This window comes from Ruminococcoides bili, from assembly GCF_040093295.1.
GTDB lineage: Bacteria > Bacillota > Clostridia > Oscillospirales > Acutalibacteraceae > Ruminococcoides > Ruminococcoides intestinale_A.
The window spans coordinates 78992-91087 of sequence record NZ_JBBNJY010000004.1 but is presented as its reverse complement, the minus strand read 5'-3'; the positions used below and the strand labels follow the sequence as shown (position 1 = coordinate 91087).

Here is a 12096-nt window from a genome sequence, read left to right as displayed (position 1 = left end):
GCGGCATCGTCTTCCCTGTTTTTTTGACAGAAAGTTTGACAGAAAGGTAAAAATATGTTTAAAAAACGCAGCAGAAAAATATATTTTCTTGTTTTTGTTGTGCCTACTCTTATTGCTTTTATGATCGGCTTTATATACCCATTCTTTCAGGGCATATACCTTTCGTTCTGTAAATTCCGTACAACAAGTAATGCAACATGGGTAGGTTTTGACAACTACATAAAAGCTTTTCAGAACGAATCGTTTATCCGCTCATTCTGGTTTACCGCACTTTTTGTGGTAGTATCGGTAATTCTCATTAACGCAATCGCTTTCTTTGTCGCCTATGCTCTTACGCTTGGCATAAGAGGCTCAAATGTTTTCAGAACCGTGTTCTTTATGCCAAACCTTATCGGCGGTATTATCCTCGGTTACATTTGGAAACTTATATTTGACGGTATTTTACAGAATTTCGGCACAAACATTGTGCTTGATGCTAACTTCGGCTTTTGGGGACTTATAATTCTTATGTGCTGGCAGCAAGCCGGATATATGATGATTATTTACATAGCCGGTTTCCAAAGCGTTCCGTCCGACCTCTATGAAGCAGCAAAAATAGACGGTGCAAACAAAAAGCAGTTACTTACAAATGTAACTCTTCCAATGATGGCTCCATCAATTACAATTTGTACATTCCTTACACTTACAAACTCATTTAAATTGTTTGACCAGAACCTTGCCCTCACAGGCGGTGCTCCGGGCGTTCTATCTGAAACAAGCGGTACAATGATTTATCAGACACAGATGATGGCTCTCAATATTTACAACACATTCTACGCTAACCAGAACTCAAGAGGTGTTGGACAGGCTGAGGCTGTAATCTTCTTTGTAATTGTTGTAATTATAGCACTTGCACAGCTTTACTTTACAAGAAAGAGGGAGGTGCAGCAGTAATGGCTAACGAAACAACTAAAGTTGCTCCTGCAACAAAAGTTAAGGCTAAAAAAGAAAAGCCGCCTAAGAAAAAGCAAACAAAGGGTATGAAAATACTCACAGTTATTTTTTCAATAATTTCTGTATTTTATGTTGCACCTGTTTTTATTGTTCTTATGAACTCGTTTAAAACAAATGCAGGCATCAGTAAGTATCCGTTTGCATTGCCAAATGCAGAAACCTTTTACGGACTCAAGAGCTATATTACAGGTATGTTCTTTGGTAATTTCCCATTTTGGAAAACAATTTTATGCTCGCTTTTCATTACTGTTGGCGGTGTATTTCTGATTTTGCTCTGCACATCAATGTGTGCATGGTATTTACAGAGATCAAACTCAATTATCTGCAAAATCATCTACTACTTCTGCATTTTCTCAATGGTAGTACCTTTCCAGATGGTTATGTTTACCCTTGCAAAAACAGCCGACAACCTTCACCTCACAAACCCCGTTGGTATTTTGGTTATATATCTTGGTTTTGGCGCAGGTCTTGCGGTGTTTATGTTCTCGGGATTTGTAAAATCTATTCCGATTGAAATTGAGGAGGCGGCCGATGTTGACGGCGCAGGTCCGCTAAAAACTTTCTTCGGCATAGTTCTTCCGATTATGAAACCTACATTTATTTCGGTTGGTATTCTCGAAACAATGTGGATCTGGAACGACTATCTTCTCCCTTATCTTATTCTTGATAAGTCGCTTTACAAAACCATTCCTATTCATATTCAGTATCTTAACGGTAGTTATGGTCACACAGATACAAGTGCCATTATGGCGCTCATCGTACTCAGCATTATTCCGATAATTATTTTCTACTTTGCTTGTCAGAAATACATTATTGAAGGCGTAGTAGCCGGTGCTGTAAAGGGTTAATAATTTTTCAGGACATTTTCAATGTGAAAATGTCCTGAATTTTTTAAATTTTCGTTGCTGAAATAACAACGGTCTGCAAAGTGGCAAACGGTACTTTTTACACATATTTTAAGAGGAAAGAAGATGTACTCTTTGAATTGAGTGAAGAGGCTTTCGGCAGTATTTTATTATGTTTTCAAGCAAACATATCAATTCTACAACAAAACAAGCGACAGTCTGATTCTCTGTTGCTTGTAATTACACTTTATTCGATTTTTTCCGGGTTACCCCAACTATTGACATTAAGCCGTAAAAGTTTTATAATCGTTTAAACTATTCATATACATATAGCAAAGCCGAACTCAATCAAGAGCTCGGCTTTATTTAATTCTTCTGATTTTGTCTTAGTGTACCGTTGCGATAGGCTTTTATGAGGTCTTTTAAATCTTTTATGTTCTCTCGTATTTTTTTGCCGTTGTCGGTATCCCCCACAAGTATTCTCTTTTGGCTGACCTCGGTCGCTACCTGATTTGTCTGCATATCTCTGCCGCTGCGGATTGTATAATCAACCGATTTAAACGGCTCGTGAGCGGTCAGCATTAAACCGTATGAATTATAAATCAGCGTATAACCCGCAATACCCGTAACTTTATGATACGGTTGAGAAAATCCGCCGTCAATTATAATAACCTTGCCGTTGCATTTAACGGGGCTTTCGCCCTCTGTATGGTGAATAGGCACATGACCGTTTATAATATGAGCATTGTCGCCCTTTATACCGAACATTTTAAAAATTCTGTCTACAACCTCTTCATCATTAAAGAGTCTGTAATAAACATCTTTTATTTCTTTATGGGTGCTCTCGTCTGCGATAAAATACCGTTCAAATGTAGTCATTTTATCCCTGCCGTACAGCGGAGAATCCGCACCGTTCCACAAGAACCACAAAATGTCCCTGCCCACTCGCTTTTCTTCTTCATTCACGGAGAAAAACGCTTTTCTGGCGCAGCGCTCAAGTTCATCGTAAAGTTCTTTTCCGCATAAATCTTCACCAAAAAGATTTATATTTCTGAAACTGCCGTCCTCATTCATCGGAATACAACCGTGGAAAAGCAGATTATTATTGCAAACCTTATAAAGACTTCCTTTTTGCAAAAGTAAATTAATATGTGATTTCAGCTTTGAACAGTTCACAAATGAATTGCATAGCTTTGCAATTACCGACTGTTCTTCACTTGTAAGCTCATAAGGATTATTAAAATCAATTGTCGGGAAATATCGGTCAAGCATAGGATATTCCTTACCGTCAATTGTAACCGTTCCTTTGTCTGCGTCAATTTTGTCAAGCAAGCGTCTGTTATCCATATTATACTCGGGATGTTTTGCTATTAACTGTCCCTCAAGTTTAAACTGAATAATCGTAATCGCCTTGTGCATTTTCATTGCGAGCACAGTTTGAGTATCCATCTCACTGCCGTGGCGACTGCGAATTGTAAACTGAGCGCAGGGGTCATCTGCATAGGTTTCCATTGCAAAAAGCACGAGCGGCATCATACTTATTCCGTATCCGTTTTCAAGCACAGAGAGATTATCGTACAAAAGGCTTGTACGCACAATATTTGCAATGCAGGCAGGCTGACCCGCAAAAGCACCCATCCACAATACATCGTGATTTCCCCACTGAATGTCAAGCGAATGATAATTCATCAGGCTGTCCATTACAAAATGCGAGCCGTAGCCTCTGTCATAAATATCGCCGATAATATGCAGATGGTCGATAACAAGCCTTTGAATAAGGTTTGACATCTCAACTATAAACTCGTCCGCACAACCTATCTCTATAATTGTATTTATAATTTCATCATAATAAGCCTTTTTATTGAGAACTTCTTTTTTCTCGGTAATAAGCTCCTCAATAACATATCTGAAATTTTCAGGCATAGCTTTTCTTACCTTTGAGCGTGTGTATTTTGAAGATACAATCTGACACACAGACACAAGTCTGTACAGCGTTGTGCGATACCAACTGCTGTCGGCTCTGCCCTGATTTTTTACATACTGTAATTTTTCTGACGGATAATAAATAAGTGAAGCCAAATCTTCTTTTTGGTCTTCAAAAAGAGTATCGCCGAAGACATCGTCAATCTTTTTCATAACAGCGCCCGACCCGTTGCGCAGTACATGGGCAAAGGCTTTGTATTCGCCGTGAATATCAGACAAAAAATGCTCTGTTCCCTTTGGCAAATTTAAAATTGACTGCAAATTAATAATTTCCGTTGCAGCACTGTCTATGGTCGGATATTGCTTTGAAAGACATTCCAAAAATCTTATTTTTTCCATAAATTCACCGCCAATTTCATTATACCCTTATTATATATTCAATTCTTGCATAATTCAATATTTTTATAAAAATCAATAAATCTGTTATGCCGAAAGTCAATAGCAAACGCTTTAGATTTTACAATTTGCATTATTCAGGATATTGAACAAAATCAATATAAAATGTATAATAAAATAAAATTCAACAATACTTGGAGGCATACAATGTCTGAAAAACGAAAATACACACTCGGAGAAGAAATTTTTAACTCTGTATCGCACGGTGTGGGCGCTTGCCTGTCTGTTGCCGGAACAGCAGTAATGATAGTCGCCTCGGTAATCCACACCAATGTATGGGGAATTGTCAGCTCGTGTATATACGGTGCTTCGCTGATTATTCTTTACACAATGTCAACTCTTTATCATTCGTTTACAAACAAAAAAGCCAAGGCTTTTTTCAGAATAATGGACCACAATACAATTTTTCTGCTGATTGCGGGAACATACACACCCATTACTCTTTACTATCTGCAAGGCGCAGTAGGTTGGATATTATTCGGCATAGTGTGGGGTGCGGCAATATTCGGAATTGTAATGAATTCAATTAACCTTGAAAAAGCACGAATACCGTCAATTTTCTGCTATGTGGCAATGGGATGGGTAATAATCTTTGCCATAAAACCGCTTATTGCATCAATGCCGAGTATTTCACTTGTATTTTTAATAATCGGCGGAGCTTTCTATACACTCGGAATTATATTTTACGCAATAAAAAAGGTAAAATACTTTCACTCAATATGGCATCTATTCACCATTGCAGGCAGTGTTTTTCACTACTTTGCAATCTTACTCGGATTCTGGAATATATAACAAAAAGCGACTGTCTGCGGGCAGTCGTTTTTCATTGAAGCAGCGTTTGCAAACTGATAATTAATCCTATATTTTTCGGCTCTATGTAAATAGTTGGGGTAAATCCGAAAAATAAGAAAGATTCTTTATCAAAAGTTGGGGGAAATTATGATTTTCGCACAAATTAAGCGAAATAATTTTTAAATACAGGTCAAGCCTTTTACCTTTTATAATTGCTCGATAAAACAATTTGCTAAATCATAATAACTCAACCGTTAATGAATAACCGTTACTCTTCTTCCGGGTAGGTCATTCCCCATTCTTTGCGAATATCGGTCATAATTTTCATTACATCTCTTGTAAAATCAAGGTGCATTAAGTCAGCGTTACCTGCAACCGTTTGCTCCATATCTTCAACTTCATAAAGCAGGGCATCCTTGGTTTCGCCCTCACTTACAGTTTCTGTATGTCCGTCATCTGTGTATGTTATAACCGCTTTCTGTCCTCTCGGATATTCAAAAATTTCAACATATCCTTTGTCAAAAGCAATTGTGCCACGCTTTGGCTGTTTTGCATGCAGTGAAAGTATCACAGACGCCATCTCTTCCTCTTTGTTTTTAAGAAGAATACTTGCCTGTTCGTCAACTCCCGTTTGCGCATATTTGACTTGTGAGAGCACTTCATTAGGGCAAGAGGTCATAAACCATCTTACAAAAGAAAGCGCATATACGCCAATATCAAGCATTGCACCGCCCGCAAGATTTCTGTTAAAAAATCTGTTTTTCGTATTATATTCTTTGTAACTGCCAAAATTCATCTGCAAAAGTCTTAACTCTCCCAAATCGCCCGACTGGATTTTTTCGTTGAGCGCTTTATAAATCGGCATATGGTAAATTGTCATAGCCTCGGCAAGCACAACATTATTTTCCTTTGCAAGCTTTATTGCCTCTTCAAGTTCTTCTGAATTAAGCGTTATTGATTTTTCGCAAAGCACATGCTTTTTCGCTTTCAGCGCCTTTCTTAAATAAGAAATATGTGTATTATGCGGTGTAGAAATGTAAATAATATCAACATTTTCATCTTCAAACAGCTCGTCAATGCTGTTATAAACCTTTTCAATACCGTACTTTTCGGCAAAAGCAACCGCTTTTTCGTGAGTTCTGTTTGCCACAGAGTACAGCTTTTGTCCACGGCTCTGCATTGCTTGCGCAAGCTCGTTTGCAATTACACCGCAACCAAGTGTTGCCCAATTAAATGTCTTCATCATCACCAGCTCCGTTTCATAATATAATACTTTCGTATTACAAAATCAGTATAGCATTACAAACGGCAATTGTAAATGTAACTGATGTTAATAATAAGTCAAATTTTGCTTTTTTATTTATAATAATTAACGAAGATGTAATTACAACTTCCACACCTTCTCCGATAGAGCAAACCGAAGCAAAAGAAAATGCTTATTATGACTTTTGGGGCCTTGAATAAAATCAATCCGCTAAAATAATTTAACCTAAAACCTAAAACCGCCGCTCAGATTTTTACTGAGCGGCGGTTTACTGTCTTAATTATTGATATTGTTTTGAATATTTGGATAATATTTTTAGAATCACATATTATTCCATTCACGCATAACCTTTCTTAATTTTAAATCAATATCAATTCTTGTCTGCCGACATTCATCGGCATGCTCTTTAGCTGATTTAAAAACAAATTTCATAACAAATTTTGAAAAGCCCGGCACAAGTAATTTAATTAATGTTTCAGGGAACACAAAATGAGTGCCGTATTTGTACACAAGCACCTCGTAATCACACTTATGAGGCGTTTTCTTTAATCGCTCGTCCATTCGTCTTATATACTTTCCCGTATTCCATAAAGTATCGTCATCTGCGCCGATTAAACATAACTTTCCGCAAATATTTTCAACCTTAATCATTTCTTTTTCGGTGAGATTATACGCTTTTTCGGAATCATCAAAAAGTTTTCTTGAACACAGAATATTGCCTGTTCCTTTTGTTTCCTGTTCTATCACTTTCCAATAATCAGGGTGTTTATACACAAAAGGCATATAATCAAGAGGTTTTCCATGCCACGATAATGTAGATTCACCCTCAATAGGCCATTCTTTACAGCCATCTTTATTACCTTGCATAAACCCCTGCCATACGAAGTCGCTTGGCGTCATTGCAACAGTTAAAGTAATATCAGAAAAATAAGATGCCGCCACCAAAGCAAGCATAAGCAACATACAGGCAAAAATAAAAATCCGTCCTCAATGAGAACGGATTTTGTCAGGGTTGAGCAAAAAAGATGTTTTTGCCAATTTTTATGGTAGTTTCGAACCAACGAAAACGAAAATAATTATTAGCAAAAACGCTTGATATGTCCCTAATACATTAGTATATTACTGCTAATCAATGCAGAGAGCGTATAAATTCTCTACCACAAATTAATTTATCTTGTACTTTTCTAAAAGAAGATTTGGAATAAGTTTTCTTTTAGATAAATCATAAGCTTCCTTTGCTACTAATATAGGATCAACAAAAGGAGTAGGAGATAATATTTCCGACGTATTTCTGCTAATTTTTTGAAGTTGCTCGTTGGGAAATATCTCTTTTTCAATTCGCTTTGAAAAATACACTTCTTCAGAATAAGATAACATTATATAGGTTAATGCTAATAATCTATCATCTCTATCCAACTTGTTAAACTGCCTATAGAAATTCCTATAACGCTTATCTCCGCTTTCTATAAACATAAAAACTGCGGTTTCATTTTGTAATGGGAATACGCATATGTTTATATTTTTCACTTTATATTCGGGAGACATATTATAAATATTATTAATAATATTTCTATTGAAATCTGCAATTAACGCTATTGCACCTTGAAAAGCTATCGGTACCACATAATTTAATTTTTCATAATAACATAGATAGTAATCCGAAGTACTATTTTTGTCTATAGATTTTTTAGCCTTTTTATAGCTTTCAATATATTCATTTAAATCCAAAGTATTTGTTTCATTCTTTACTCGCCTTAATTCTGATGGTAAACCAAGTTCTTTTTCTGCCTTATCATATAAGTTAATTTCAAACATTCTTTTACTTATAGCCATTAAGTTATTTTTCAAAGCTATTTGCCCAAGCATTTTTTGTGTTGGAACATTACAATAATTTTCCGGATTTTCATATTCTGAAAAAATCTTACTATCACAATTTCTGCAAATTAAATTAAATGTTCCTGCCTGATTAACACCTTTGTCAACTTTAAATATGGGATTATCAATAAAGGCATTTAGGGTAAGCACCTCGCCATTTTCTGCAATATTTCTTAAAACAAATGCAGGTATAGAATGAGAATTACAAAAGCTGGTAAACTTATTACCGCAGTAATAACAAGTTTCTTGCTTAGTTATCTCTCTAATTTCTTTTGAAAATTTTCCTATTTTCTTTTTCATCCCTATATCTTCTCTTAATCTTGATTTATCTCTTGGTAAAATATCACCTAAATCAAAAACTGATGCATAATCCTCAAACAAATAAAATCACCTCATATAATGTTTTTCAATAACATACAAAAATCGAATTACTTTACCAATCATTCAAAATGTTCAGATTATTTAAATTTGCAAGGGGGAGAGAGCATAAAATATGTTTTCACAAATTGAAAGATTTTCTTCAATTTAAAGAATTAGGTTAGAATTTTGATGTCATTTTCAGCTAAATTCGATTTCTTCATTAACTTTCTCATGGATATCAATTCTATTTTCAATATCAATCTTATTAACCAGCCAACCGTTCAAATTGCAATTTCTGATAAATTCATCAATCCTGTTAACGCCATACATTTCTTTCAGCGTCACTACAACTCCAAAACGAAGTCCCACACCATCTTTTGGATCTAACCTATTATTTGTTTTTATTTCCATTCCCCACTTTTTATTTTTGTACGATTTTTTGGGGATTTTTCTACTCTTTGGCTTCTCTGATATATACTTTACATTATCCCATTTTCTGAATCGTTCTCTTGCTTCGCCTTCAAGAATAAAACTTTTTGCTGTTCCCAACGAATCCTCTTGATTTTGCTTATCGTCATTTATTTCGATCAGCTTTCCATTATCTTTTATTCTTCCAAAGTGCAGATTAAGCTCGGTGTTTGTATAATCGACTCCTTGAGACCTGTCGCATATCGGGAAATAACACATAGTCGCTCTAGCAAAATAAGGGTAACTGTCATCTTTAAGCGGAACAGGAAAATGATAATTATAAGTATTCCATTTCTCACTTATATCTGTTACCACAAATTTGATTTCATCGTCTTTTGTCTGGACGATATCCTCAATTTTGATTGGAACAACACCGTGCCCATAAATAGCAACTTCTTCCGGAGTCGGTGTTTCATTCCAACCTCTCGCTGAGTCTATAATCATTGCTTTAGCTACTTCTCTGTTCAAACCTAATACATCAATCAAATAGGATAATTTTCTTGCAATCCAAGGAGCAGCAAAGGAAGTTCCTGCTACAAATGCAGCGCCCAATGGTTCGCAAACTTGAATATACTTTTCCTCACTTCCTCCATAATAGCTAACATCAGGCTTGGCGAAAAAGGAAAGCGCAAGACCTTTTCTGGTGTATTTAGTTGATAATCCGCTTTTTGTTACTGCATTTACTACTAAACTGTTTATTGAGTCTGCCGGAGATCCGATTTTTTCAATGTTTTCATTTGGCTTATTAGTTCCCGCAACAACAAAGATTATATCATTTTCGGCTTGGATCTGATCCAATACTGCAGCTTCGGCTGAAATGAAATTATCATTTACTTCCTTATTACTTCCTAAAGAAATATTCCAAACTTTAATATCCTTATTTTCGGCAATAATACATTTTATTTGCTTAATAATTGTGAATGATGAAAATTGGGCTCCGGCTGCAACACCAAAATGTCTTACTCTAAATCTTCCGCATCCATCATTCAGCCAAGGATTCAACTTTGGTCCATCTACAATAATCGATGATACCGCTGTTCCGTGACGATAATCACTGGGATTTTTGGGAATGTTTTTATCAACCATGTCGTGATATTCTACCCATTCACTGAAATATACCCGAATATCAAACAATGTATCAATTACACCAATAGTAGGCTCAATGCTTGGTGATGGAATATGAACAATATCTTGTTGATAATCTTCAATAAAATCTTCAGGGGACAGGTCTGATAAATTTTCTGTTGCCATAGAAACAAGATAAGGAGCCTTTTCAAACAAAACTTTAGATTGATTCTCATCTAAGAAAACCGTACGATTATCGAGAATCCTGCTTGATAAAATATCAATGCCAATTTCGTGGAATAGTTGTTTTGTATCCATTCCTGTATCATACAAAGTAATGATACTTTCCTTAAATTGTTGAGTTGCTTTTTCTACTTCAAAATCGTCAATATATGATACATCAGCCACTATCTGTTTGAATAAACTTTTTGTTAATCCGTATTTTTTAAAATTGATTTTATCGGTCACATAATTATCAAAAATTGCTTTAGTAATGTCATCTTTAAATACAGAAGATATTATTTCATCTGATTTATATAACATATCCATACTGCTATCTAAATCATCAATTGATAAAAAATAGGTGATTATATGCTTTGTTTTTTCGGCATTAAATTTTGCTCCTACGATAGCATAATTAGATTGATCTCCTTTAAACAGACCGGCAATACGGTTGCTTTTAGCTACTATTTTATTATAATGCACACTAATTAAAATACCGTTAAATGGTCTATTTTCGTGTGCCCAAAAATCTTTAATCTGAAAAAGCTTGGATGTTAGTTCCTTCAATTTCTGACTTGTAACAACTACTTTACTATTCATCGCAGGACCGCCACCGCTGGCACTCTTTGGTGCTTGAACAAAACGGTTTCCTTTTAGTTCCAAAACATTATTCATTTGTTTCATCCTCCTTATTCAGTTTTCTTGATACGGTGCTTTTTGACTCTCCTTTGAGTTTTTCGATTTCCCTTACCGTAAAGCCCTTTCCATACAATTGGTTAATATCGGTTTTATCAAGATTACCAATCAAACTGTTATAAAGCCTTCTTAAATAATCATATCCGGAATTAATATCACTGAAAGCCAAAGATGTTTTGATAATATTCTTCAGTTCTCCGGGATAAGGCAATTCGTCAGACGCATTTAAGATTTTTTTAAATAATCTTGTATCTTTAGAAATCCCTTTGAAATTTTTGATAAATGCCGAGAAATAATATTCAGCAACTTCAATTAGATCATTCTTGCTATATCGATTAAAATTAATAACAGCATCAAAACGTCTAATTAATGCTTTGTCAAAGTTCGAAAATAAATTGGTTGTTGCGATAATCACTATTTCTTTATTTAAATCAGTTAGACGATCAAGTTCTCGCAAGATAGTTGAAGTAACTCTTCCCATTTCACGCACATCATTGGAATTTATTCGATCTAATGCAATTACATCTATTTCATCAAATAATACAACCACTCTATTTGAATTTGGAAGCATATTAATTTCATTAAATACACTTGCTATATTCTTGTTAGTCTGCCCTAGTTTACTATCAATTAAGTTATCAAAATCCACACAAAATAAAGTTCTATCCAGCAAACGAGCTATGTGTTTAGCCGCCTCGGTCTTTCCGCTACCCGGGAGACCCTCAAATAAAAATTTATTGATGCCGATATTGTGATTAACCGCATTAATAATTCCTTTTATATCTTCTGAAATTTCAGTTGGTAAATTTAATGGTTCCATTACATTAGTGTTAATTTGTTTTAAAAATTCACTTTCAAAATCGCTGCTTTGAGGTGTATACAAATTAGATTCAGCAATCAAACTCATAATATATTCTGCCAACTGTTCATCTCCAATACTGTCAAAATATCTTGCTATATTTATTGCTTCGTTTCTAAAAGCATTTTCGTTTCTTTCAACATGATATTTTATCAGATTGATAACATTTTGCTTTTTCAAAACACATCACCTCTCATATTTTTAATTATAGCACGTTCTGGGACATAAATCAATATATTGGGACAAATCTTTTAGAGTTTATTATAAGTGTCTGTTTA

Annotated in this window: 10 protein-coding genes; 4 read left to right on the top strand and 6 right to left on the bottom strand. The window is 35.1% G+C overall.

Annotated elements, in window-relative coordinates; translation table 11 throughout:
• The first annotated feature begins 54 nt into the window (after positions 1–54).
• Both AAAY30_RS02430 and AAAY30_RS02425 read left to right on the top strand, forming a co-directional pair.
• Entirely contained in the window at positions 55–933 is an 879-nt protein-coding gene (locus tag AAAY30_RS02430; RefSeq protein ID WP_022235036.1) for a carbohydrate ABC transporter permease, read from the top strand.
• A complete protein-coding gene (locus tag AAAY30_RS02425) occupies positions 933–1841 on the top strand; it encodes a carbohydrate ABC transporter permease (protein ID WP_022235037.1) in 909 nt (302 codons plus the stop codon). Before AAAY30_RS02430 ends, AAAY30_RS02425 begins: the two co-directional genes overlap by 1 nt.
• A 363-nt stretch (positions 1842–2204) precedes the next feature.
• Here AAAY30_RS02425 and AAAY30_RS02420 read toward each other — a convergent pair whose 3' ends face one another.
• Positions 2205–4160, bottom strand: coding sequence for a fructose-1,6-bisphosphatase (locus AAAY30_RS02420; protein ID WP_302601865.1), 1956 nt, complete (start codon positions 4158–4160; stop codon positions 2205–2207).
• A gap of 204 nt (positions 4161–4364) precedes the next feature.
• Between AAAY30_RS02420 and trhA the strand changes: the two genes are divergently transcribed.
• On the top strand, positions 4365–5009 hold the full coding sequence (gene trhA, locus AAAY30_RS02415; RefSeq protein WP_302484271.1) for a PAQR family membrane homeostasis protein TrhA: 645 nt from the start codon (positions 4365–4367) through the stop codon (positions 5007–5009).
• A gap of 268 nt (positions 5010–5277) precedes the next feature.
• On the opposite strand, the gene AAAY30_RS02410 is transcribed toward trhA, so the two are convergent.
• Positions 5278–6252, bottom strand: coding sequence for a Gfo/Idh/MocA family protein (locus AAAY30_RS02410; protein WP_302190723.1), 975 nt, complete (start codon positions 6250–6252; stop codon positions 5278–5280).
• On the opposite strand from AAAY30_RS02410, the gene AAAY30_RS02405 reads away from it, so the two are divergent.
• Positions 6243–6473 carry a hypothetical protein gene (locus tag AAAY30_RS02405; protein WP_302196690.1) on the top strand — a complete coding sequence of 77 codons (231 nt, stop codon included), beginning with the start codon at positions 6243–6245 and terminating at the stop codon, positions 6471–6473. The two genes, AAAY30_RS02410 and AAAY30_RS02405, sit on opposite strands and share 10 nt — an antisense overlap.
• A gap of 121 nt (positions 6474–6594) precedes the next feature.
• On the opposite strand, the gene AAAY30_RS02400 is transcribed toward AAAY30_RS02405, so the two are convergent.
• The 4 genes from AAAY30_RS02400 to AAAY30_RS02385 all read right to left on the bottom strand — a co-directional run bounded on the left by AAAY30_RS02400 (position 6595) and on the right by AAAY30_RS02385 (position 11998).
• Positions 6595–7227, bottom strand: a complete 633-nt coding sequence (locus AAAY30_RS02400; protein WP_499215847.1) for an acyl-CoA thioester hydrolase/BAAT C-terminal domain-containing protein — start codon at positions 7225–7227, stop codon at positions 6595–6597.
• A 210-nt stretch (positions 7228–7437) separates the two neighbouring features.
• Positions 7438–8529, bottom strand: coding sequence for a hypothetical protein (locus tag AAAY30_RS02395; RefSeq protein ID WP_295053471.1), 1092 nt, complete (start codon positions 8527–8529; stop codon positions 7438–7440).
• Positions 8530–8706: 177 nt separating this feature from the next.
• Entirely contained in the window at positions 8707–10938 is a 2232-nt protein-coding gene (locus tag AAAY30_RS02390; protein WP_303248263.1) for a S8 family peptidase, read from the bottom strand.
• A complete protein-coding gene (locus tag AAAY30_RS02385; protein ID WP_302601867.1) occupies positions 10931–11998 on the bottom strand; it encodes an ATP-binding protein in 1068 nt (355 codons plus the stop codon). The genes AAAY30_RS02390 and AAAY30_RS02385 overlap by 8 nt, the downstream gene beginning before the upstream one ends.
• Between the last annotated feature and the right edge of the window lie 98 nt (positions 11999–12096).

Bases quoted from the DNA above. Each gene is read 5' to 3' on its own strand.
- AAAY30_RS02430 (WP_022235036.1), top strand. From the start codon at position 55: ATGTTTAAAAAACGCAGCAGAAAAATATATTTTCTTGTTTTTGTTGTG.
- AAAY30_RS02425 (WP_022235037.1), top strand. From the start codon at position 933: ATGGCTAACGAAACAACTAAAGTTGCTCCTGCAACAAAAGTTAAGGCT.
- AAAY30_RS02420 (WP_302601865.1), bottom strand. From the start codon at position 4,160: ATGGAAAAAATAAGATTTTTGGAATGTCTTTCAAAGCAATATCCGACC.
- trhA (WP_302484271.1), top strand. From the start codon at position 4,365: ATGTCTGAAAAACGAAAATACACACTCGGAGAAGAAATTTTTAACTCT.
- AAAY30_RS02405 (WP_302196690.1), top strand. From the start codon at position 6,243: ATGTCTTCATCATCACCAGCTCCGTTTCATAATATAATACTTTCGTAT.
- AAAY30_RS02410 (WP_302190723.1), bottom strand. From the start codon at position 6,252: ATGAAGACATTTAATTGGGCAACACTTGGTTGCGGTGTAATTGCAAAC.
- AAAY30_RS02400 (WP_499215847.1), bottom strand. From the start codon at position 7,227: ATGCTTGCTTTGGTGGCGGCATCTTATTTTTCTGATATTACTTTAACT.
- AAAY30_RS02390 (WP_303248263.1), bottom strand. From the start codon at position 10,938: ATGAATAATGTTTTGGAACTAAAAGGAAACCGTTTTGTTCAAGCACCA.